Origin of the sequence: Mesorhizobium sp. M9A.F.Ca.ET.002.03.1.2, assembly GCF_003952365.1 — a bacterium.
Lineage (GTDB): Bacteria > Pseudomonadota > Alphaproteobacteria > Rhizobiales > Rhizobiaceae > Mesorhizobium.
Genome location: NZ_CP034443.1, coordinates 4,643,065 through 4,666,184, shown reverse-complemented (window position 1 = coordinate 4,666,184; position 23,120 = coordinate 4,643,065). Strand labels below are relative to the sequence as shown.

General features: G+C 61.7%; 21 protein-coding genes and 1 pseudogene. 10 read left to right on the top strand and 12 right to left on the bottom strand.

Translation table 11 applies throughout. The annotated features are described in order from the left end of the window. The first annotated feature begins 304 nt into the window (after positions 1 to 304). The 5 genes from EJ066_RS22485 (at position 305) to EJ066_RS22465 (ending at position 7,299) form a co-directional block, all read left to right on the top strand. The gene (locus EJ066_RS22485) at positions 305 to 799 is read left to right on the top strand and encodes a FecR domain-containing protein (RefSeq protein WP_245455224.1); all 495 of its coding nucleotides are present in this window, start codon (positions 305 to 307) and stop codon (positions 797 to 799) included. A gap of 5 nt (positions 800 to 804) precedes the next feature. Then, positions 805 to 2,670, top strand: a complete 1,866-nt coding sequence (locus EJ066_RS22480; RefSeq protein WP_126041790.1) for an adenylate/guanylate cyclase domain-containing protein — start codon at positions 805 to 807, stop codon at positions 2,668 to 2,670. 599 nt (positions 2,671 to 3,269) lie between these two features. Continuing rightward, entirely contained in the window at positions 3,270 to 5,594 is a 2,325-nt protein-coding gene (locus EJ066_RS22475; RefSeq protein WP_126041788.1) for an NADP-dependent malic enzyme, read from the top strand. Between the two features lie 55 nt (positions 5,595 to 5,649). After that, entirely contained in the window at positions 5,650 to 6,051 is a 402-nt protein-coding gene (locus tag EJ066_RS22470; protein WP_126041786.1) for an MAPEG family protein, read from the top strand. Positions 6,052 to 6,147: 96 nt separating this feature from the next. Continuing rightward, the gene (locus tag EJ066_RS22465; RefSeq protein WP_126041784.1) at positions 6,148 to 7,299 is read left to right on the top strand and encodes a DUF2865 domain-containing protein; all 1,152 of its coding nucleotides are present in this window, start codon (positions 6,148 to 6,150) and stop codon (positions 7,297 to 7,299) included. Here the strand turns inward: EJ066_RS22465 and gltX are convergent. The 5 genes and pseudogenes from gltX to EJ066_RS22440 form a co-directional block, all read right to left on the bottom strand. Beyond that, entirely contained in the window at positions 7,262 to 8,635 is a 1,374-nt protein-coding gene (gene gltX / locus EJ066_RS22460) for a glutamate--tRNA ligase (RefSeq protein WP_126041781.1), read from the bottom strand. The two genes, EJ066_RS22465 and gltX, sit on opposite strands and share 38 nt — an antisense overlap. A gap of 523 nt (positions 8,636 to 9,158) precedes the next feature. Further along, positions 9,159 to 10,963: pseudogene (locus tag EJ066_RS22455) on the bottom strand (ABC transporter ATP-binding protein). A 381-nt stretch (positions 10,964 to 11,344) separates the two neighbouring features. After that, entirely contained in the window at positions 11,345 to 11,758 is a 414-nt protein-coding gene (locus EJ066_RS22450; RefSeq protein WP_126041779.1) for a GNAT family N-acetyltransferase, read from the bottom strand. A 7-nt stretch (positions 11,759 to 11,765) separates the two neighbouring features. After that, positions 11,766 to 13,448 (bottom strand): NAD+ synthase, encoded by a 1,683-nt coding sequence (locus tag EJ066_RS22445; protein ID WP_126041777.1) that lies wholly within the window; start codon positions 13,446 to 13,448, stop codon positions 11,766 to 11,768. A gap of 129 nt (positions 13,449 to 13,577) precedes the next feature. Further along, entirely contained in the window at positions 13,578 to 14,291 is a 714-nt protein-coding gene (locus tag EJ066_RS22440; protein WP_126041775.1) for a DNA-3-methyladenine glycosylase I, read from the bottom strand. 95 nt (positions 14,292 to 14,386) lie between these two features. Between EJ066_RS22440 and EJ066_RS22435 the strand changes: the two genes are divergently transcribed. The 3 genes from EJ066_RS22435 (at position 14,387) to EJ066_RS22425 (ending at position 16,082) form a co-directional block, all read left to right on the top strand. Beyond that, entirely contained in the window at positions 14,387 to 14,950 is a 564-nt protein-coding gene (locus tag EJ066_RS22435) for a DUF1003 domain-containing protein (RefSeq protein ID WP_126041773.1), read from the top strand. Then, complete coding sequence (locus EJ066_RS22430; protein WP_126041771.1) at positions 14,947 to 15,534, top strand: DedA family protein; 588 nt, start codon at positions 14,947 to 14,949, stop codon at positions 15,532 to 15,534. Before EJ066_RS22435 ends, EJ066_RS22430 begins: the two co-directional genes overlap by 4 nt. 80 nt (positions 15,535 to 15,614) lie before the next feature. Next, the gene (locus EJ066_RS22425; RefSeq protein WP_126041769.1) at positions 15,615 to 16,082 is read left to right on the top strand and encodes a DUF1801 domain-containing protein; all 468 of its coding nucleotides are present in this window, start codon (positions 15,615 to 15,617) and stop codon (positions 16,080 to 16,082) included. A 13-nt stretch (positions 16,083 to 16,095) separates the two neighbouring features. Here EJ066_RS22425 and EJ066_RS22420 read toward each other — a convergent pair whose 3' ends face one another. Further along, a complete protein-coding gene (locus tag EJ066_RS22420) occupies positions 16,096 to 17,079 on the bottom strand; it encodes an arginase family protein (protein ID WP_126041767.1) in 984 nt (327 codons plus the stop codon). Between the two features lie 129 nt (positions 17,080 to 17,208). Here EJ066_RS22420 and EJ066_RS22415 point away from each other — a divergent pair, with 129 nt between their 5' ends. Further along, positions 17,209 to 17,676, top strand: a complete 468-nt coding sequence (locus EJ066_RS22415) for a DUF1801 domain-containing protein (protein WP_126041765.1) — start codon at positions 17,209 to 17,211, stop codon at positions 17,674 to 17,676. 5 nt (positions 17,677 to 17,681) lie between these two features. Here EJ066_RS22415 and EJ066_RS22410 read toward each other — a convergent pair whose 3' ends face one another. From EJ066_RS22410 to EJ066_RS22395, 4 genes are all read right to left on the bottom strand, one after another. Next, positions 17,682 to 18,041 (bottom strand): diacylglycerol kinase, encoded by a 360-nt coding sequence (locus EJ066_RS22410; RefSeq protein WP_126041763.1) that lies wholly within the window; start codon positions 18,039 to 18,041, stop codon positions 17,682 to 17,684. Between the two features lie 78 nt (positions 18,042 to 18,119). Beyond that, complete coding sequence (locus EJ066_RS22405; protein WP_126041761.1) at positions 18,120 to 18,539, bottom strand: GFA family protein; 420 nt, start codon at positions 18,537 to 18,539, stop codon at positions 18,120 to 18,122. A gap of 331 nt (positions 18,540 to 18,870) precedes the next feature. Continuing rightward, the gene (locus tag EJ066_RS31495; RefSeq protein WP_189644341.1) at positions 18,871 to 19,263 is read right to left on the bottom strand and encodes a class I SAM-dependent methyltransferase; all 393 of its coding nucleotides are present in this window, start codon (positions 19,261 to 19,263) and stop codon (positions 18,871 to 18,873) included. A gap of 682 nt (positions 19,264 to 19,945) precedes the next feature. After that, positions 19,946 to 20,503, bottom strand: coding sequence for a dihydrofolate reductase family protein (locus EJ066_RS22395; protein WP_126041757.1), 558 nt, complete (start codon positions 20,501 to 20,503; stop codon positions 19,946 to 19,948). A gap of 249 nt (positions 20,504 to 20,752) precedes the next feature. Between EJ066_RS22395 and EJ066_RS22390 the strand changes: the two genes are divergently transcribed. Then, on the top strand, positions 20,753 to 21,019 hold the full coding sequence (locus EJ066_RS22390; protein ID WP_126041755.1) for a type II toxin-antitoxin system ParD family antitoxin: 267 nt from the start codon (positions 20,753 to 20,755) through the stop codon (positions 21,017 to 21,019). 44 nt (positions 21,020 to 21,063) lie between these two features. Here EJ066_RS22390 and EJ066_RS32170 read toward each other — a convergent pair whose 3' ends face one another. Both EJ066_RS32170 and EJ066_RS22380 read right to left on the bottom strand, forming a co-directional pair. Next, complete coding sequence (locus EJ066_RS32170; protein WP_245454960.1) at positions 21,064 to 21,342, bottom strand: hypothetical protein; 279 nt, start codon at positions 21,340 to 21,342, stop codon at positions 21,064 to 21,066. A gap of 170 nt (positions 21,343 to 21,512) precedes the next feature. After that, the gene (locus EJ066_RS22380; RefSeq protein ID WP_126041751.1) at positions 21,513 to 22,886 is read right to left on the bottom strand and encodes a 3-deoxy-7-phosphoheptulonate synthase class II; all 1,374 of its coding nucleotides are present in this window, start codon (positions 22,884 to 22,886) and stop codon (positions 21,513 to 21,515) included. Between the last annotated feature and the right edge of the window lie 234 nt (positions 22,887 to 23,120).

Below are 23,120 nucleotides of genomic sequence, written 5' to 3'. Positions count from 1 at the left end.
TCGGCTCATCTGCCAGAACGAGCAGTGTCGCCGCGTGACGTTCGCGACATTCGCATCGCGGCCGCTTCAAACGGCTTGATGTCGCCTTGTTTGGTGTTGGAGCAAGCTATCGTGTTAAGATTTCTGGTCGGCACCGTGCTACCTTTAGGGCAACGCGGCTGCAAGTGCCGGTTCGTACGCATGAGTATACTGCCAGGCTGACCTCAGAAGACAATGCAAAGATTTTCTTGCCGCAGATTTTCGCAAAAGCAAGGAGACGTTCATGAGCGCAAGTGGCCGATATCTCCGGAGCCTGGTGGCATGCATGCTTGCCTGTGTCTTCTGGGTGGATACCGCTTCAGCGCAGTCGAATAACGCCGGCTGTACGTTCGAACTGGTAGCAGGTACGTCCCGACAAGTTCTGAGATGCCGGGAAGGCCTTACCATCATTGCGGAAGATCGCGCTCGTTTTGCACTGGTGGACCGTGATCGAAATGGTAGTGCCGATGCGGTCAGATTACGGCGCAAGGCGCTGTTGCTCGATGCTCCAGCCGGCAGGGTCCGGGGTGGCTTCGCTGTCGTCACCCCGCAGGCGATCGCCGCGGTGCGAGGTACAAAATGGGCAGTCGACGTTGCCCGAGGCAAGACGTCTGTTTTCGTCGTCAAAGGTCGCGTCGCCGTGCAAAGGCCGGCGTCCAATGCTGGCGTAGTCCTCGGGCCGGGCGAAGGCGTCGATGTGGAAGCCGGAACAGGCACACTGACGGTCAAGCGCTGGCCCGCCGCACGTGTTTCGGCTTTGATGGCCCGTTTCGGTCAGTAAGCTAAATGAGCGGGCGAGCGCTTCAGACGCTGATCGCGCTCGTTCTGGCGGGTGTTTGGGGGGCCGGCCTTGGCTTTGCGCACTGGCGCGGCAACATGTGGTCCCTCGATCGCGTCGAAGCAACGATGACGGATCTTCGAACGCTTGTTCGGGGAACGGCAAAGCCGCCGGAGCTGATTACCATTGTCGCAATAGACGACGAAGCGGTCCGAAACGAGGGCCGCTATCCCCTTAGCCGCGCCACGCTTGCCCGGATTGTCGATACGACAGCTCGCTTTGGACCGAAAGCCATTGCGGTCGACCTGCTGCTGGTCGATCCCGGGACAAAAGATGATGATGAGGCGCTCGCGCGTTCGCTGCGTGGGACTTCAAGCGTAATCGCTGCTGCGGCGGTCTACTCGGGAGGTAAACAATCGATTGCAGTCGAGGGCGATGGCCCTCTCGCTCGAGTGCCGAATGCCAAGCGGTTTTTGTGGCCCCTGAAAGCGTTCTCGGATATCGCCGCTGTCGGCGTCGTGAACGTGGTTACCGACTGGACGGGAACGCCTAGGTTCGTCCCGTTGCTGTTTCGGGCCGGAGATCGGACGGAAGCGTCTTTCTCCCTGCGCGTTGCCGCCATGGCGGTGGGAGAGGATCCGGGAATTGCGCCCGACTATCTATCTCTGGGCGGACAGCGGATTCGGACGGACATTGGTCACATACTCCCTCTGACATTCTATGGCCCCCGCGGCACGATCCGCACGATCAGCGCCACGACGGTGCTGGGGGGCCAAGTCGATGGCGGCATTATTCGGGATCGAATTGTTGTGATCGGAGCAACTGCAACCGGCGCCGGCGATGTTTTCCCGACACCGTTTGATCCCGTGCTCCCAGGCGTCGAGGTCATGTCGACGGCCATTGCCCATCTGATGACCGGCGACGGCATAGTACGAGATCAGTACGTTCGCCTTGCAGATGCCGGCTTTGCAGTGATGCTGCCAGTGGTTCTTGTGGGGCTGTTGGCATGGCGTCGCAACGCCATCGGCCTTGCAGCGATCGTCGGCGTGGTTGTGATCTGGTTCGTGGTCAATATGACCGCATTCTCATACCATATCTGGCTGAGCGCGGCGTTGCCGATGGCCGCCGCCGTTCCGCCGGCTATTTTGTTCGGGGCCGCGCAGCTTTGGTTGGGCAGGAACCAGGCCCAGTATTTTGCCATGCAGAGCGAATTGCTTCAACGAGTTCAGGCCCCGGGCTTTGAGGGGTGGCTCGCGAAGCATGGCGACTTTCTCCTGGAACCTGTCCGGAGGGACGCCGCCATCATATTCATTGACCTGTCCGGTTTCACCGGACTGAGTCAAACATTAGGGCCGAACGCCACACGCGAACTTTTGAACACGTTCCATGCGTTGGTGGACGAAGAGGTGACAAGCTGCGGTGGTGTTGTCACGAATTTCATGGGTGACGGAGCCATGATCCTGTTCGGTCTACCGGAAGCAGCGACAGATGATGCCTTCAATGCTGCCCGCTGCTGCGCAGCGCTCTCCAGCCGTACCAACAATTGGCTCGTCTCGTTGCCCGCATCAACCGCATCTAGGCTCGGCTTCAAGATCGGAGCGCATCACGGAACAATCGTTGCGTCGCGACTCGGTGGCAAAGACCGCCAGCACATCGCGACTACGGGTGATACGGTCAACGTCGCCAGTCGCTTGATGGAGATCGCGGCCGACCAAAATGCCGAAGTCGCGGTGAGCGACAAAATGCTGCAAGTCGCCGGCCGCAACTGTGAGTTGTTCAAATCTGGTGCTCTGAGAGGACCTGTGGAAGCACAGGTCCGCGGGCGTTCAGGCTCGCTCGCAATCTGGCTGTGGCAGAGTTCGCAGACGCTATAGGATACCGGGGCCCGTGAATAATGATGGTGCCGGAATGTCTGAATGGCGCCCGCTTGGCCGCGACACTTCAAATCCTGCCTGAGGCCTCGGCCAACCCGAACGGGAGATTCTGAAAAAACCCGCATTGATGGAAGGCAGCTTCGGGTCATGGGCGTGAATTCGGCCGGGGGCGAACGAGCTTCCGCTTAGGGTCGACTTCAGCCGCCCAGCGAACGACCATTGAGAAACGGCGGGAATGACCGCTTCTGGCGAACCAAGTCGTGCCGACGGCGGCCACGCCATACGGCAACATTCCGCGCTTAGCAGACATTCTAACCGGGCGGCGTAGCTCCGCCGCAGCGCCGCCCGTCGTCCCACCATTTTAATGGCAGACGCACAGGCAAGACAGCGTGCAAACTAATGCATGTCGCGCAAAAGTGTGCAGCGGTTTTGCGATAACGACATGCATAAAAACAAGAACTTAAAGCGCGTCGCATGAATCCGTTCAAACGCGACGCGCTTTATAAGCATCGTGCTTGCGACATATCACCTCTCGAAAAGCCACAGCTGCATGCTAAGAGACATAAAACACCAAACAGACTGATCGCAGGGAGGCCGGCATGGAAGGCGAAAGCAAAAAAACGGCCCGGTCGGACCTCGACGAAGCCGCACTCTACTTCCACAAGCACCCAAGACCCGGGAAGCTCGAAATCCAGGCAACGAAGCCGCTTGGCAACCAGCGCGACCTGGCGCTTGCCTATTCGCCCGGCGTCGCGGCGCCCTGCCTGGAAATCCGCGACAATCCGGCGACCGCGGCCGACTACACGGCGCGGGCCAATCTGGTCGGCGTCGTCTCCAATGGTTCGGCGGTGCTGGGCCTGGGCAATATCGGCCCGCTGGCCTCCAAGCCTGTCATGGAAGGCAAGGCGGTTCTGTTCAAGAAGTTCGCCGGCATCGACGTGTTCGACATCGAGATCGACGCCCCCGGCATCGAGCGCATGGTCGAAACGATCTCGGCGCTGGAGCCGACCTTCGGTGGCATCAACCTCGAGGACATCAAGGCGCCCGAATGCTTCGAGGTCGAGGAGCGGCTGAAGGCCCGCATGGCCATACCGGTCTTCCATGACGACCAGCACGGCACGGCGATCATCGTCGCCGCCGCCGTTCTCAACGGGCTGGAATTCGCCGGCAAGACGATCTCCGACATCAAGATCGTCACCTCCGGCGCAGGAGCCGCCGCCCTCGCCTGCCTCAACTTGCTGGTTTCGCTCGGCGCGCGCGTCGAAAACATCTGGGTCACCGACCGGTTCGGCGTCGCCTACAAGGGCCGCGTCGACGAGATGGACCGCTGGAAGGACCCTTATGTGAAGGACACAGACGCGCGCACGCTGGCCGACGTGCTGCCGGGCGCCGACGTGTTTCTCGGTCTTTCGGCCGCCGGCGTGCTGAAACCGGAACTGCTCCAGCACATGGCGCCAAAGCCGCTGATCCTGGCGCTGGCCAATCCCAATCCCGAGATCATGCCGGAAGCGGCACGTGGGGCGCGGCCAGACGCGATGATCTGCACCGGCCGTTCCGATTTCCCTAATCAGGTCAACAACGTACTCTGCTTTCCCTACATTTTCCGTGGCGCGCTGGACTGCGGCGCCAGCGCCATCAACGAAGAGATGAAGATGGCCGCGGTGCGGGCGATCGCGGCCCTTGCCCGCGAAGAGCCGTCGGATGTCGCCGCCCGCGCCTATTCCGGCGAAACGCCGGTCTTCGGTCCCGATTTCCTGATCCCCTCGCCGTTTGATCCCAGGCTGATCCTGCGCATCGCGCCGGCTGTCGCCAAGGCCGCCTGCGACACCGGCGTCGCCACACGGCCGATCTCCGACTTTGCCGCCTATATCGACACGCTGAACCGCTTCGTCTTCCGCTCCGGCCTGGTCATGAAGCCGGTGTTCTCGATGGCCAAGACATCGAGCGCCAAGCGCGTCATCTATGCCGACGGCGAGGACGAGCGCGTGCTGCGCGCCGCGCAAGTGGTGCTGGAGGAAGGCATCGCCGAGCCGATCCTGATCGGCCGCCCGCATGTCATCGAGGTCAGGCTGAAACGCTATGGGCTGCGCATCAAGCCGGGCGTCGATTTCGGCCTGATCAATCCCGAGGACGATCCTCGCTATCGCCACTATGTCGACCTTTTGATCGAGCTCGCCGGCCGGCGTGGCGTGACGACGGAAGCCGCGCGCACCATGGTGCGCACCAACAACACGGTGATCGCGGCACTTGCCCTCAAGCGTGGCGACGCCGATGCCATGGTCTGCGGCCTCGAAGGACGTTTCGAACGGCATCTGCGCAATGTCACCCTGATCATCGGCCCGCGCCCCGGCATCAAGGACCATGATTTGTCGACGCTTTCCATGCTGATCTCGCAGCGCGGCATCATTTTCCTGACCGACACCCATGTCACCGTCGATCCGACCGCCGAGGAGATCGCCGAAATGACGGTGCTGGCGGCCGAAGAAATACAGCGCTTCGGCATCGAGCCCAAGGCCGCCCTGCTCTCGTTCTCGGATTTTGGCTCGCGCGATGAGCCGAGCGCGCTCAAGATGCGGCAGGCAGCGGCGATCCTGGCGCGCATCGCGCCCGACCTGCAATGCGATGGCGAGATGCATGCCGACTCGGCGCTGTCGGAGCAGCTGCGCCAGCGCGTCTATCCGCATTCGCGGCTGAAGGGCGAAGCCAATCTGCTGGTGTTTCCCAACCTCGATTCGGCGAACATCACGCTCACCGCGCTGCGCGCGATGATGGACGCGCTGCATGTCGGGCCGATCCTGCTCGGCACCGACAGGCCGGCGCATATATTGACGCCGTCGGTGACGTCGCGCGGCGTGGTCAACATGACAGCGCTCGCCGTGGTCGAAGCAGCCCATAAGGCTCAGGCGATCTTAAATCTGGGCTGAGCGTGCTGTTTCGACATTCAAGCGCGAATGACAAATGCGCAGGTGCGAGGGTTGAATGAGCTTCGAACTAGCCATGCTCGCCGCGAGTTGCGTGCTCTGTTTCGTTCATATCGTGCTCGCCTCCCACGCAGCCAGCCTTCAGCGGGGTTATCGCTGGACGGCCAGCGCCAGAGACGTCGAAACCCCGCCACTCACCGTCATCCCAGGGCGCCTGGAAAGAGCGCTGCGAAATTTCGTCGAAACGTTTCCTGTGTTTGCTGCCGCGGTTTTTCTTGTCCATGTGCTCGGCCGCGAAACCGCGCTCAGTGAATGGGGGTCCGGCCTCTATTTTTCAGCCAGGGTGATCTACCTCCCGCTTTACGCGTTTGGTGTTCCCTTGCTGCGTTCGCTCGTGTGGAACGTTGCGTTTACTGGGATCGCCCTTGTTTTGCTCGCGTCCGTTTGGCCCGACCTGTGATATCCTGGATGTCGATCCACAGATTCTCATCACCAGGAAACACTTAACCACGAACACCATAGCCTTCCGGCCAAGGGCAAACGGGGTTTCAAGCAAATGAAGGGCGCGGGGTTGAAGCTGACGCATGCCGCGGCGCTGCTCGGCGCCATGGCGTTGTCAGGCTTTGCCGTCACCCAGCCGCAGGCGGCCTCCCGTGTTTGCCGCCAGCTGGAAGCCGATCTCGCGGCCGCTTCACGCGGTGGCGGCGGCAAGCCGGCCCTGCTCAGGAAATACGACGACGCGATCGTGCGGCAGCGCGAGCAGATTTCAAAGGCAGGCCGCCAGTCCGACCGTGCCGGCTGCGGCTTTTCGCTGTTCGAGCGCAATCGCAACGCATGCGCCGCACTCGATGCCACGCTCGACCGCATGAACGCCAATCTCGATGCCCTGCAGGTCAAGCGCGCGCAACTTGCCGGCGGTGGCTCGCGCCGTGATCGTGCACGCATATTGGCCTCGCTCGACGCCAATGGCTGCCGCGACAGCGCCGAGCCTTCGGAGCGCACGCCCGCCCTCGAATCAAACCGCGACAACGGCGAGGGAAATCTGCTCGATCGGCTTTTGGGCGACGCCGGAAGTCAGGCCGACGCGCTGGACGAGCCGGGCGATCCCGACGAAGAACGCGGTATCCGCGCCATGATCAACCAGCCCGACGGCATGGACCTGCCGCGCCTTGGCGGCGAATTCCGCACAATGTGCGTGCGCACCTGCGACGGCTATTTCTTCCCGATGTCGAATGCCGCCTCGCCGGGCGATTTCGAGCGCGACCAGAAGAACTGCGATTCGAGCTGCCCCGGCACCGAGATGCAGGTGTTTTATACGCGCGGCATTGGCGACGATTCGGCTGACATGACGTCTTCGGTGACCGGCAGGCGCTACAGCGAGCTGCCGACCGCCTATCTCTACAAGCAGCCCGAAACGGCGCGCCCGCCGGCCTGCGGCTGCAACGCCGCACAGAATTTCGAAATCATTGCCGGCAATCCGCCAAGCCCGGAACAGGCTGAGGCCGAAGTGGAGACCACGCCGTTCATTCCGGTGCCGGTCGCCAAACCCGATCCAGGCGCCGACCCCGAGACTTTGGCCAATGTCGAAGGCGGGCTCGATCGCGAAGCCATCAAGCGCCTCGCCGTCAGGCCTTCGCCGACGACCTTGCCGCCGCCGGAACAGCGCAAGATCAGGGTCGTCGGGCCAGCGTTCCTTCCCGACCCATAAGCGGCAATAGATCTGCAAGCTCCGGCCCCGAAGGCTGTCCCGTAAGCGCCAGCCTGAGCGGCATGAACAGCGCCTTGCCCTTGCGGCCGGTCACTTCCCTGATCTTGCCCGTCCAATCCTTCCACACCGACCCGTTCCACGGATCTTCCGGCAGAAGATCGAACGCCTGGCGAAGGAAATCGCGATCGATGTCGGAAAAATCCGGCTGCTCCTGTGGGCCGTCGCGAAGCGTGCGCCACCAGATCGCTGCATCGGCCAGCCTGTCGAGATTGCCGCGCACAGCCAGCCAGAAGGGCTCGGCCTGTTCGCCTGATATGCCGAGCACGATCAGCCGGTCGCGCGCCTCGGAAAACGGCATATGGTGCAGCAGCGCGCGGTTGAGCACGAAGAGCTCGTCCGGGTCGAACTTGGCGGCGGATTTCGACGCAGCGGCCGGCTCGAAACGCCGGGCAAGCTCGGCCATGTCAGGCACCGCCGCAACATTTTCCGAGGTGCCGACAAGCGCCGCCAGCGAGGCGACGGCCATCGGTTCGATGCCGGTCTCGCGCAGGCTCTCGATGGACAGCGCGCCGGTCCGCTTCGACAGGCCCTCGCCCGATGCTGTGGTCAAGAGATTGTGGTGGCCGAACACCGGCGGTTCGGCACCGAGCGCCTGGAACAGGGCTATCTGCACGCCCGTATTGGTGACGTGGTCGTCGCCGCGGATGACATGGCTGACTGACATCTCGATGTCATCGACCACCGAGGGCAAGGTGTAGAGATAGGTGCCGTCCTCGCGTTGCAGAACCGGGTCGGAAAGCGAGGCGAGGTCGACGGTTTCCTCGCCGCGCACCAGATCGTTCCAGCGGATTTCGGTGCGCTCCGGCGCCAAGGGATCACTGGTGAAATTGGGCAGGAGAAAGCGCCAGTGCGGCCGGCGGCCATCGGCCTGGTATTCGGCGATCTGCTCGGGCGTCAGCGTCAGCGCTTCGCGGCCGTAGACCGGCGGCAGGCCGCGCGTGCGACGGACCTTGCGCCTGAGATCGAGCTCTTCCGGGGTTTCGTAGCAGGCATAGAGAAGTCGCGCCGCCTTCAATTTCTCCATCGCCGCATCGTAGATTTCGAAGCGCCGTGACTGGTATTCCGTGGCGTCAGGAAAGATGCCCAGCCAATGCAGGTCGTAGAGGATGGCGTCGGAGAATTCCTGCGTCGAGCGCGCGACGTCGGTGTCGTCGAAGCGCTGGATGAAGCGGCCCTTGTTGTTCATGGCGAACAGCCAGTTGAACAGCGCGGTGCGCGCATTGCCGATATGAATACGGCCGGTCGGTGATGGGGCGAAACGGACGGTAACTGTCATGAACGGGGCGTACCGGATGGTTTTCTAGTTGACAAGACACGCCCCCGCGCTTGGCGGCAGACATAGAACATGACGGAAGCGATGAAAAGCCTGCAGCGCGGGGCGGAGTCCGATCCAGCAGCGCCTGAATCAAGAACCCGCCTCGGTGGGCGGGTCGTTGGCGCAGATCAGCACCATGAATAAATTCCTAGCATAACTGATATCACCTGTCAAGTTGAAACCGTCCAGCTTGGGTTCCTCGCCCCACGAAGTGGGGAGAGGTGGCCCGGCGAAGCCGGGACGGAGAGGGGCTTTCGCGGCGGTGGAAACTGTTCAAGGTTCCTGAAGGACTTGACTTCCTTATCATGCTCGCGCCCGTCCCTCGCCGCTTCTGGCTTCGCGAATGTCGTCCCCCTCTCCGTCCCGGCTTCGCCGGGCCACCTCTCCCCCGCTCCGCGCGGGGGCGAGGAACCCAAGTCCTGCAAACCGGCGTTCGCAGGGCAAGGGCGGCGCCGACGTCGACAATTGATCGATACAACCCCCGTCAGATCGCCAGCCCCTTGGTCAATTCGAGCGCCTGGCGCTCGAACAGCCGGCGGTAGATGCCGCCTTGCAGCCGGATCAGTTGGTCGTGCGAGCCCTCTTCGACGATGCGGCCGCGATCGAACACCAGAAGCCTGTCCAGCGCCCGCACCGTCGAAAGCCGGTGCGCGATGACCAGCGTCGTGCGACCGACCATCAGCCGCTCCATCGCTTGCTGGATCAGCACCTCCGATTCCGAATCGAGGCTGGATGTCGCCTCGTCCAGAATGAGGATCCGCGCATCGGCAAGGAAAGCCCGCGCGATCGCCACCCGCTGGCGCTCGCCGCCGGACAGTTTCACGCCGCGTTCGCCGACCAGCGTACCGTAGCCCTTCGGTAGGTTGACGATGAAATCGTGCGCGCTGGCCAGCCGCGCGGCATGCTCGATCTCGGCTTGCGTAGCGCTCGGCCGGGCATAGGCGATGTTTTCGGCCAGCGACCGGTGAAACAGAATCGGCTCCTGTTGGACGATGGCGATCTGCCCGCGCAGCGACGCCTGCTCCACCCCGGCAATGTCCTGGCCGTCGATCAGGATCGTTCCCGCACTCACGTCGTAGAGGCGCTGGATCAGCTTGACGAAGGTCGTCTTGCCCGAGCCCGAATGGCCGACCAGCCCGACGCGTTCGCCCGGCGCGATGTCCACCGAAAAGTCGCGATAGAGCGGCAGCCGGTGGCTGCCATAGTGGAAGGTGACGTCGTCGAAGGCGATGCGGCCGTCGGTGATGCGGATCGGCATGGCGCCCGCCGCATCCTCGATGCCGAGCGGTTCGGACTGGAAGTCGACCAGTTCCTCCATGTCGTTGATCGAGCGCTGCAGATTGCGGATATGCGTGCCGATGTCTCTGAGATAGCCTTGCAGCACGAAGAACGAGGTCAGGACGAAGGCGATATCGCCGGCGCTCGCCTGCCCCCATGCCCACAAAACACGGAGAACCCGATCACCGCTGTTCTCAGCAGCAGCAGCATCGACCCTTGCGTGGTGCCGTTGATGGTGCCGCGCACCCAGGTGCGGCGCGTGCGCGCGCGCCATCTGGCGACGACCTTGGCAAGGCGCGTCTCCTCGCGTTCCTCCGCGCCAAAACCCTTGACCACGGCGTTGCAGCTCACCGCATCGGCCAGCGAGCCGCCCAGGCGCGTGTCCCATGCGTTGGCAAGCCTCGCCGCGGGCGCGACATAGCCGAGCGACAGCATCGCCGTCACCGCGATGAACAGCACCGAACCTGCGGCGACGACGGCACCCATCAGAGGCCAGAACCAGCCAAGCAGCAGCGTCGAGCCGACGAGCATGACGACGGACGGCAGCAGCGCGATCAGGATCGTGTCGTTGAGCAGGTCGAGCGCCCACATGCCGCGGGTTATCTTGCGCACGGTCGATCCGGCGAAGCTGTTGGCGTGCCAGTCGGTGGAGAAGCGCTGGACGCGATGAAAGGCATCGGCGGCGATATCCGCCATCATCTTCAGGGTCAGTTCGACGATGGCCATGAAGGCAAGGTTGCGCAGCACGACACCGGCGAGCGCCAACGCCACCAGCATCGAAAAGGCCGTCATTGCCGCATTCCACGCGATATCGTCGGCCGCGGCACCGCTGGCAACGGCGTCGACCAGCCGGCCGGAATAGAGCGGCGTCAGCACGTCGGCCAAGGTCGACAGCAGAAACGTGGCCATGATGAGCGAAAGCCGCCACGGCTGGCGCCGCCAATGACCGAGCGTGAAGCCAAGGACGCTGCGAAAAGCGCCCGCGCGCAAATCTATCTGAAAACGAGCCATGATGTCATCCGGGCGCAAGCGAGCCCGATCCTGGTAAGGTCGAAAATTGAAAAACCCGCGTTGGGCTCAAATAGCGCCCAGGAATGCGGAGGTTCGGCATAGTGGCGGCTCGCCCGAATACGGGCGGCGACCGGCATCGACGAATGCCTGTTGTCAGATCGGCTTGCCCATGAAGGTGAAGACCTTCCGGCGCGCCATCTGAGACCTAGGCTTCGCGGCCTCGCATAACGATGTCAAATCGTGGCATTCGGTCCTCCCACAAGGGAATCGCGGAGCCGTTCTTATAGAGGTGCCTCAACATGTCGCCAAGGCAGACAGCCGCCAAAAACACATCTGGTCCAAAGAGTGAGGCGATTTTGCAACAATCGCGGGTTGTGCCGCTCAGCCTGCCGGGATGCGGTCGAGCCGCATATAGCGGCCATCGGTGGATGGCCTGAAACCGAGCTTTTCGTACAGCCCGTGGGCGTCGTTGGTCGACAGGCTCCAGTGCGTGACTGTCTTGCAATCCGGATGATCGATGAGCGCCTGGACAAGCCGGATGCCGATGCCTTGCCCGCGATGTTCCGGCCAGATGATGACGTCGGCGAGATAGGCGAAGACCGTGCGGTCGGTGATTGCCCGGCCGAAGCCGACCTGGTTGCCGTCGAGATAGGCGCCCACGCAAAGCGAGTTGGCAAAGGCGCGGCGATGGGTCTCGTCGCTGCGCCCTGAGCCCCAGTAGCTTGCCATCAACAGGTCGGAGGTCGCCCGGAAGTCGATCCGCGAGACGTCGAAGCTGATTTCACAATCAGACATTGCCGGTCTATCCGCCATCCCTGAACCGGTTGGTGATGGGATAACGGCGGTCGCGGCCGAAATTCTTCTTGGTGATCTTCACGCCGGGCGCTGCCTGCCGGCGCTTGTATTCGGCGATGTAGAGCAGGTGCTCGACGCGTGTCACCGTCGCACGGTCGTGGCCGCGCGCTACGATGTCGTCGACGCCCATCTCGTTCTCGACCAGACACTCCAATATGTCGTCCAGCACTGGATAGGGCGGCAGCGAATCCTGATCCGTCTGGTTCTCGCGCAGTTCCGCCGACGGTGCCTTGTCGATGATGTTGGTCGGGATCACCTCGCCCGAGGGGCCCAACGCACCCGGCGGCATGTGGCCGTTGCGCCAGCGCGCCAACGCATAGACCTGCATCTTGTAGAGGTCCTTGATCGGGTTGAAGCCGCCGTTCATGTCGCCGTAGAGCGTGGCGTAACCGACCGACATCTCGCTCTTGTTGCCGGTGGTGACGACCATCGAGCCGAATTTGTTGGAGATTGCCATCAAAATGGTGCCGCGCGCGCGGCTCTGCAGGTTTTCCTCGGTGATGCCTTCCTTGGTGCCCTCGAAAAGCTGCGTCAGCGTGTGCAAAAAACCTTCGACCGGCTCGAAGATCGGCACGATGTCGTAACGGCAGCCAAGCGCGCGGGCGCAGTCCTCGGCGTCCTTGAGCGAGTCCTTGGAGGTGTAGCGGTAAGGCATCATCACGGCACGCAGCCGTTCCTCGCCGAGCGCATCGACGGCAAGTGCTGCACAGATCGCCGAATCGATACCGCCGGAAAGGCCGAGCACGACATTCTTGAAACCGTTCTTGTTGACGTAATCGCGCAGGCCCAGCATGCAGGCGCGATAATCGGCCTCCTCCTTTTCCGGGATTCTCGACATCGGACCTTCGGAGCAGACCCAGCCATTATCTTTTCGCTTCCAGGTGGTGACGTTGACCGTCTCCTCGAACTGGCTCATCTGGAAGGCCAGCGTCTTGTCTGAACCTATGGCAAACGACGCGCCGTCGAAGATCAGTTCGTCCTGGCCGCCAAGCTGGTTGGCGTAGATGATCGGCAATCCGCATTCGATGACCTGGCGAATGACAATCTGGTGGCGGACATCGACCTTGCCGCGATAGTAGGGCGAGCCGTTCGGCACCAGCAGGATTTCCGCGCCGCTTTCGGCCAGCGTCTCGCACACGGCGACATCGCCCCAGATGTCTTCGCAGATCGGAATCCCCAGGCGCACGCCCCGGAAATTGACCGGCCCCTGGATTTCAGGACCGGCCTGGAACACCCGCTTCTCGTCGAACTCACCGTAATTCGGCAGATCGAGCTTGTAGCGCTCGGCAAGGATCTTGCCGCCATCGGCAAAGATGATCGAGTTGTGCGTGCCGCTCTTGCGCTTCAGCGGCGTGCCGATGATGACGCCCGGCCCGCCATCGGCGGTATCCCTGGCAAAATCCTCCGCCGCCCGCTCGCAGGCCTTCAGGAACGCCGGCTTCAGCACCAGATCCTCGGGCGGATAGCCGGCGAGGAAAAGCTCGGTGAACAGCATGAGGTCGGCGCCCTGGCGGGCGGCATCCGCCCTCGCCTCGCGCGCCTTGGCGAGATTGCCTGCTATATCGCCGACCGTCGGGTTGAGCTGGGCGACGGCGATGCGCAGAATGTCAGGGGCGGTCTTGTTGGTCATGCCCGAGGGTTTAGCGCGGCAAAATTCGCCGGGCAATGGCGTTCGTTTGGACCACTGACCGATCGACAGATCGTGTCTGACCGATCGACGACGTCGATCGCGTTGGACCGATCGAATGCAGATCGCGTCCTACTCGCCCATATATTCGCGCAGCGCTTCCGGCGAATGGTTCTCGCCGATCGACATCGCAAGAATGCGCGAAATATGCCGGCGCGGCAGGCCGGTTTCGGCGGCCCAGGCATTGATCTGGTTCTGGATCTTGCCGAGATCCTTCTTCGACGTCGGGCTTTCGGCAATATCGAGCCCGGCGTCGCGCAGCGCCGCCGCCATGTCGGCCGAGATGATGAAGGCGTCCCAATCCAGCCACCTCAAGAAATATTGGCCGGTATTGCCGCCGAGCCGGCTGCCATGCTTGCCGAGATAGGCCATCAGGCCGACCTGGTCGTCTTCAGGCCAATCGGCGAGGAACCTGCCGAAGCCGCCATGCTCCTTCGACACACGCTCGACGAAGGCTGCGTTTTCGCGAACCGACTTGATCTTCTGCGGATTGCGCACGATGCGCTCGTCGAACGCCAGATCGTGCCAGAAATCGTCCGGCTGGAACAACAGCCGCTTCGGCTCGAAACGGAGGAACGCTTCTTCGAAACCAGGCCATTTCTGCTCGATGACGCGCCAGACGAAACCAGCGGCGAAAACACGCTCGGCCATGGTCGAGAGGATGCGGTCGTCGGTAATGTCAGCCACCGCGGCATTGTCGGGCATGGGACCCAGCAGCGAGGCAAGCGTCTCTTCCCCGCCCTTGCGTTTTGCCGCGCGGGCGCGGATTTTCGCGAAATCGGGCATCTTATTTCCATCCTCACGCCGCGCTTTTGACGGAACGGCATCTTCCTATATGGAAACGAGACTGCCAAGCCGATGCTTTTCGTATGGAGACATCCATGAACAAGACCGTGCCCGAATTGGCCAACCGTTGGCTGGGGCTGGAACCGGAGAACTTGAGCGAACCTGAGAGGCGGGTGCTGCAGAGTGCCGTCGATCGCCAGCCGGTATCGCAGAACATCAATGACAGCCTTGCCGGCACACAGAATGCAGGCGACCGGATCGCTGACGCCATCGCGCGAGTCGGCGGTTCATGGACGTTCATCCTGTCCTTCATCGCCTTTCTGACTCTCTGGATCGGCGCCAATTGGTGGCTGCTGGGGCGCGCTTCATTCGACCCTTACCCTTTCATTTTTCTCAACCTCGTCCTGTCGATGATCGCCGCCCTGCAGGCGCCGGTGATCATGATGTCGCAAAACCGCCAGGCCGCGCGCGACCGCGTCGACGCCGCCCACGACTACGAGGTCAATCTCAAGGCCGAGATCGAGATCATGGCATTGCATGAAAAGCTGGACGAACTGCGCCACAGCCAGATCATCGGCATGCGCGACGAGATCGCGCAAATGGCCCAACAGGTGAAGCGGATCGATGAGATTCTGTCGAAGCCGCGGACGCGTTCATGACGGATGCCATCCATAATCTCATCGAGCAGTATGGGTTGATCGCCGTCTTCCTGGGCTGTGTCGCCGAGGGCGAAAGCGCCGCCCTCCTCGGCGGTTTTTTCGCGCATCAGCATGTCTTCGTCCCGTGGCAGGCCTTCCTCGCGGCGGCCGGCGGCGCCTTTGCCGGCGACACGCTCTTCTTCATCCTTGGCCGAAGTTTCGCCGATCATCCATCCGTTCTCAAATTGAAGGCCAGGCCGGGCTTCAGCCAGGCCTACCGTCTCGTCTCCTCCCACCCCAACATCTTCGTGCTGTCGAACCGCTATATCTATGGCTTGCGCTTGGTGGGCGGCATTGCCGCCGGCTTCTCGAGCATAAGTGTGACGCGCTTTGTCATTCTCAACGCCCTCTCATCAGCAGTCTGGGCCGCATTGTTCGGTACCATCGGCTATGTTTTCGGACTGGGCGCGGAGCGCATCATCGGCCAGGCGCTGGCCCGTCACGAACGTTTGCTGGTGGCTCTCACCATCGGCTTGGGCGTGGCCGCCCTCGCCTGGCTCGTCGCTCACGCCATTGCCAAAAAGGAGCGTGGCAAGGAAATATGAGGATCGACCAGGACCTGACTTCATCTTGCTCCAGGGTGTGTCAACACATCCGGAATGAAGTCAATCAGCGGAGTGAACGCATGACCGACAAGACGTCCATCAAGCCAACGAAGGCCGCAAGGAAGGTCGACACCAAGCAGGTCGCTGCGAAGCCGATCCTGCTCTCAGGCGGCAACCCTCAGATCCCGAAGGGATATGGCGACGCTCCCGTGCGGGCCTACATCGCGGCCATGCCGGGCTGGAAAAGCGACGTCGGGCGCCGCCTCGACGCGCTCATCGCGCGCACCGTCCCCGGCGTGCACAAGGCAGTCAAATGGAACTCGCCATTTTACGGCATCGAGGGCCAGGGCTGGTTCCTGTCGTTCCATGTCTTCACCCGCTACGTCAAAGTGACCTTCTTCCGGGGCACGTCGCTGCAGCCCCTCCCTCCAGGCGCGTCCAAGCACAAGGACGTGCGCTACCTCGACATTTACGAGGACCAGCTCGACGAAGCCCAGCTCGCCGCTTGGGTGAAGCAAGCCAGCCAATTGCCCGGCGAACGATTGTGAGACGCATCTCGAATTACCCAAGGGCGTCTGCAAGCACCTCATTCAAGCGCGCGAACGCGGCGGGCTCGTCTGGCGCATGGGCCGGATTGACTTCTGTGATGGTCAAGCCGCGCCATTGCGGCAGGGCGGTCAACCGCTTCAGCACGAAGGCGGCTTGCTCCAGTTTGAGACCGTCGCAACGGCGCACATTCTCGGCAATCGGAAAATCGACAAAGGAGAGTACATCGACATCGAAGTGAATAAGCACACAGTCAAAGCGCGCCGCCCATTCGGCCGCGCGCGCCGCCGCCGCCTCGATGTCACTCAAAGCCTCCTCCCGCGATAAAACCTTGATCGCGTGATCTCTAATCGCGGCGGCTTCGGGCAGAGTGATGTTCTCGACGCCGAAATAGAGGAGCTGCTGAGGCACGAGCATCGGACGGGTAGGGCCGAGCCTGGCGAGCGAAGGCTCGCATCCGGGAATGTCGAGCAGATGAGCGACACCAGTCCAGTCCAAGGCGCCATCGCTCGTGTCGGGTGTGTTGAGATCGGCGTCGAAGTCCATGTAGACGAGTCCGATCCGAGCGCCGGCCGCGTTCACTCCTGCGACCGTTCCCAGCTCGACAGTACAATCGCCGCCTAAAACAAGCACGTCTTCCTGCGCTGCGATCGCCGCCGCCACGTGGCTTGCGACCAAGTCACAGGCGTGGCGCACGGCCTCCAGGTTCATCGCCCGCGGCCGCAAGGAATCCGGTCGCCACCGGAACGATGCAACGTCGCCATGATCCCTGATGGTCCTGCCGCGGCTCGCGAGCGCCTGTGCGAGCCCATATTGCCGAAAGGCCGCGGCGGCTTGTTCCTGCCCGGGAGAATACGCGCCGGCGCTGGTGGCGGCGCCGACAATGTTCAACGGCCGCGCCGCCAAATCGAGTCTCCATTTTTGCACGATCTTCGTTGCAAAACGTGCCCACACGGAGGAAGGTTTCCTCCTCGACGTTGAGAGTTTGTCGACCGGCATTGGCACGAGGTCCCCAATAGGCTAGGCGCTTCCGGCCGGAATGGCAAACGGCTCACGCTCGCCGCGTCGATGCCGTCGTGAGACGTCGGACGGCGAACGCACGCAAGGCCACCAAGACCGAGTACAATCATGACCAAAGCCACAACAATCATGAAGAAAAGCAGCCCGGGGGAAGACAAAGCAGAAGCCTCTCCCTCTCAGCTGATAGATGCGAGAATCGAGGAGCTAAGTGATTGGCGGGGCGAGATGCTCGCTCGAGTCCGGACCCTCATCAAGCAGGCCGACCCGGAAGTGGTCGAGGCGTGGAAGTGGAGAGGCGTCCCGGTGTGGGAGCACGCGGGAATCATCTGCACCGGCGAGACGTACAAGAATGTCGTGAAGATGACCTTCGCCAAAGGCGCCTCGTTGGAGGACCCTTCAGGCCTCTTCAACTCCAGCCTCGAAGGCAACACCAGGCGCGCCATCGATATCCATGAGAGCGACGACATCGACGAAGAGGCGTTGAAGGCGCTCATTCACGCCGCCGTGGCCCTGAACATTTCGGTGCGAGCCGCCGCTGGACGCGTCCGCTCGCAGAAGAAACCAAAGGGCGCCTGAGGTTGCTAGATCGGCAGTCCCGTAATGCGCTCGATGATGGCGATGCCCCAGACGCCGGCGACGATCACCACCGAAATCAGCACCGCCAGCGAGCCGCAATCCTTGGCGAGTTGGATGTCGACGTTGAATTCCCGGCTGAACGCATCGCATGCGGCCTCGATACCGGTGTTCAGCACTTCGACCATGATCAGGAGCAGCACCGCGCCGATCAGCAGCGCATAGCCGCGCCACGATATCGAAACAAACCAGCCGAGCGGCAAGGCAAGCACGAGCAGCATCAGCTCCTGCTGGAAGGCCTTTTCGCTGGCGGCCAATTTCTGAAACGCCCGCACCGAATTGAAGAAAGCATCGATCAGCCGCTGCATGCGCAAATCCCTTTCCGAATCACCGGCAGGGGATAACGCAATGGCCGGATCAATGGAATAAGGCGGTTTGTCCAAAAATCATTCGTCCGCCACCTTGATCGATGGGGCCGACGTCTCGAACTGCGGCAGCATATCGTCGATCGAGTAATAGTCGCCCTTGTCGCCGACGAAGATATGGCTTTGGCCGGAAAGGCCGGACGGCCTGTCGAAGGAGCCGGCCATGATCGAAATCGAGTCCAGTCCACCATGCTTCCAGAACAGCAGCGAGCCGCAGGTGCCGCAGAACCCGCGCTTGGCCACATCGGAAGCGCCATACCAGGTGAGCGCATCCTTCCCTTCTATATCGATGTCGGCGTCCTTGGCGGCGGTTGCGGCGACAAAATGTCCGGTCTGCTTTCGGCACTGCGAACAATGGCAATAGACGACGCCGCGCAGCGGGCCTCGCGTCCTGAAGCGCACGGCTCCGCACAGGCATGATCCACTGTGATTGTCATCCATCCCGGCCTCCAAACGAAATCGCCATCCCCAAATCGCCGTCCCCAAATCGCCGTCCATGGCAGCGGCATCCTTGCCAGGATTCCAGTTTTGCAGCGGCCATGCCCAAGCAAATGCGACATGCGGCGGGCATGTTCCGCACGGCACGGCCTGTACAAGGGGCAGCCGCGAGCAGCCTATCGCGCGATCCGTCAAATTGTTCAAAGTTGCGGCGTGCGGCGCTGCGCAACAGCGGCGGCAGCTTAACTTCTTGACGGAACTTGCCGTTGCGACCGGAGCAAGATGAGATCCTCCGCCGCGGGCCATGGCCGCGGGCTGGAAGAGCCGAGCGATGTCAGGCGAGCTTCCTGAGAAGGAAAACATCGTTGCTCGCCATATCGTTCAGTGAGCACCTCAATACCAACTGAAGTTCCAGCTCTTGAACATTGCGGACACTGACAGAAAGTCCATCCACGGACAGCCGCTCCAGAATATCGGTTCCGTAACGGCGAAGGTGGTCTTCCTGATAATAGACCCGCACGCGTTCGGAAGTTGGTAGGTCGCCTTCGATGGTTTTAGTTCCCCAAAGAGGTACCTGAATCACGGCGATGCCGTTTGGAGCGAGGATACGGCGGATTTCGCTCAGAGCCCTTCGGTCATCAGGGACGTGTTCAAGAACGTGCGAGCACCAGATGAGATCGTAGGTGTTGTCCGCAAACGGCATGTCCTGAATGTCAACCTTATGCATGGCTCGTGGGTCCATAAGATCGGCAGTGTGGTATTCAGTGCAACGTCCCTGGAGCCATTTCTGGATCTCTGGCTCGGGGGCGAAGTGCAGAATTTTATCTATCTTGGCCGGAAGGGAATCCTTCAGAAGGATGTAAGCCAGCCTGTGACGCTCCGCGGACCAGCATGATGGGCATCGAGCGTCAAATCGGAAGAACGGGCCAGGTTTACCGGCAGAAAACTGGAATCCCGTCCACCCACACAAGGGGCAATGCCTGTGTTCACGAACCTTGCCCAATCCTCTCAGCGTCGCAGCATGTGCCCGATTAAGGGCCACGATTTGTATCCGTTTCAATGTCGATTGAAGACTTCTCATGAGGACCTCCCGCAAGCTACGCACTTTGACACTGGAGTCGGCGACAATAAAGGAATTGCTTGCAGCGTTTTGCTGAGATTTCACGCCAATCCCGCTAACCACCAAGCTGTCGCACATCAAGAAAAGCCAGACTTGCACGCCGTATCTTGCCCCGAACGGCGCCGGCAGATCCGCACACACCTTTGTGTGGCGGATAACGGCTTCGGGTCATGGGCGTGAGTTCGACCGAGGGCGAGCGAACTTCCGCTCGGGATCGGAACCGGCATTCCATCTCGGGGTACCAACTGTCGGATTGCCACCACTCGCCAAAACGGCGACGGCCCATGACTCAACCGGCGGGTGCGTAGCGCAGCAGCGTCACGCCCTGGGTAAGGCTTTCCGTGCCCAGCGGCCTCAACCTCAGTGACAGGCCGGACTGGAAGTACGGTTTGCCGCCGCCCAGCACGACCGGGTGCATGTAGAGCCGGTACTCGTCGATGAGACCGGATCGCGCGAGATGTGCTGCAAGATCGGCGCCGGCGACGGTGATCTGGCCATCCGCTTCCGACTTGAGAGACCTCACCACATTCTCGACATCGCCTTGCACCAGCCGGGCATTGGGTCCGACTTCCCGAAGCGTCGTCGAAAACACGATTTTCGGCGTGTCTCGCCAGGCGTGGGCAAAATCCCGCTCGACCTCCGAGGCGCTGGTCTCCCGGTCCGGGCTGTCCCAGAAGCGCATCGCCTCGTAGATCCGGCGCCCGCAGAGCGCGATCGAGGTCTGTCTCATCATGTCGTTGAAATGCCGGTGGAGCTCCTCTTCGGGTACCGGCAAGGCAATGTCTCCGTCCGGCCCGGCGATATAGCCGTCCAAAGACGTCAGCATGGCATAGACGATCCTGGCCATCGGTGCCTCCGTTCTATCCTCGCACAAAGATGCATAACCAATTGCATTTTGCAATCAGTTATCGCGAGCTGCGTGGAATTCAATGCGGAACTTCGCGGGGTACGGCGTTTGAGGACCTCCCCACTTGCTTACGAATCCGAAGGCGCCTCAGTTTGAGGCATCATCGCCCCCGATTCAGAGCTCACTGCAATTGACAAAATTTGCCAAACACTCATTTATCGGGCGAAGCTCAGAGGCAGAGGAAGCGACATGGCAACGATGAACGTAAGCCTTCCAAGCGATATGGTCGAATTCGTGGAGCATGAAGTCTCTCAAGGCGGATACGGTTCCTCGAGCGAAGTGGTCAGAGAAGCGCTGCGCTTGCTGCGACACGAAAAGGCCCAGCAGGCGGAGAAACTCGCCATCCTTCGGCGCGAAATCAGCATCGGGGTGGAAGCCGCCAATGCAGGACGCTTCTCGAAGAAAAGCGTCACTGACATTCTCGATGAGGTGATGCTCGAACAGCCCGGGAGATGAGACACGAGCTTACCGAACCCGCGGAACGCGATATCAGGGACATCTTACGAAATACGATGCAGATGTTCGGCCCGCAGCAAGTCCGGGTCTACGCCCGCATCATCGAACTTGGTATCCAGTTGGTCTCGGAAGATCCGGATCGACCAGGTTCCGTCGAGCGCGCCGAACTCGCCGCGGGTGTTCGACTGCTGCACCTGGAGATCGCTGCGAGAAGGCGCGGAGGTGCTGCGCATTGCCTTTATTATATGAAGGGCCGCCTTTCGGATGATACGATCGGCGTCATTGTCGTTCGAGTGCTTCATGAGCGCATGGAACCACGGCATAGAGTGATCCGAGCTCTCAAGAATATGGCAAGCGCCAAGGTAGGTAACCCGGAGACAACCGACGGTGATCAGCAGTCCAGTGGTCCGGGTTCCTCACTTGGAGGCAGTTGACGTTTCCATCTAGGCGCTGGGAATTTCTCCGGCGCTTCTTTGATCGATGGCGACTGAAATCAGCCGTTGACGGCCTGCTTGTGGAGGACCGGGTGGCTCTTCTTGAGCAGGTCCGAGACCAGGAACGCCAGTTCGATCGCCTGGTCGGCATTGAGGCGCGGGTCGCAATGGGTGTGGTAGCGGTCCTGCAGCTCCTCGGCGGTGATGGCGCGGGCGCCACCGGTGCATTCGGTGACGTTCTTGCCGGTCATCTCGACATGGATGCCGCCCGGATGCGTGCCTTCGGCGCGATGCACCTCGAAGAAGGTCTGCACTTCCTTCAAGATGCGGTCGAACGGCCGCGTCTTGTAGCCGGCGGCCTCGATGGTGTTGCCATGCATCGGATCCGACGACCACACCACGCTGCGGCCTTCCTTCTTCACCGCGCGCACCAGCTTCGGCAGATGGTCGGCGACCTTGTCGGAGCCGAAGCGCGCGATCAGCGTCAGCCGGCCGGGCTCGTTCTCCGGGTTGAGCAGGTCGATGAGCTGCAACAGGCCGTCCGGCGTCAGCGACGGGCCGCATTTCAGGCCGAGCGGGTTCTTGATGCCGCGGCAGTATTCGACATGGGCATGGTCGGGCTGGCGGGTGCGGTCGCCGATCCAGATCATGTGGCCTGATGTGGCGTACCAGTCGCCCGAGGTCGAATCGACGCGGGTCAGCGCCTCCTCGTAGCCGAGCAGCAGAGCTTCGTGGCTGGTGTAGAAGTCGGTCTCGCGCAGCGCGTAATTGGTCTCCGAGGTGATGCCGACGGCCTTCATGAAGTCCATCGTCTCGGTGATGCGGTTGGCGAGCTCACCGTATTTCTCGCCCTGCGGACTGTCGGACACGAAGCCGAGCATCCATTGATGCACGTTCTCCAGGCTGGCGTAGCCGCCCTGCGCGAAGGCGCGCAACAGGTTGAGCGTCGCCGCCGACTGGCGGTACGCCATCTCCTGGCGTGCAGGGTCGGGAATGCGCGACTTGGCGTCGAACTCGATGCCGTTGATGATGTCGCCGCGATAGCTGGGCAGCGTCACCCCGCCCTTGGTCTCGCTGTCGGACGAGCGCGGCTTGGCGAACTGGCCGGCGACGCGGCCGACCTTGACCACCGGCTGTGCGCCGGCGAAGGTCAGCACCACCGACATCTGCAGGAAGACGCGGAAGAAGTCGCGGATGTTGTCCGCGCCATGCTCGGCAAAGCTCTCGGCGCAATCGCCGCCCTGAAGAAGAAATGCGTCACCGGCAGCGACAGCCGCAAGCTGCTTCTTCAGCTTGCGTGCCTCACCTGCAAAAACCAGCGGCGGAAAGGTGGCGAGTTGGGCTTCCGTGTTCTTCAGCGCGGCAAGATCCGGATAGGCAGGAACCTGCTGGATCGGCTTTGCCCTCCACGAATTCGGCGACCATTTCGTCATCGTTGCACCCAACGCTCTTTCCGAGCAATTCCAGGAAAAGTGTGAAACGGTTTTCCGTCCGGAATTGCGTCAAACAAATGCAGCCGGCGCCATCGCCCGCCATTTCGCCCCATATCCCATATGGGGATCGCGGCTCCATACACGAAGCCGATTTCCTATTCTAGACCGGAATTGGACGTGTGGCGAATGGCGCGGCGCGGTGAAGAGCGTCGCAAATGTTTGTAGCGAAAGGCT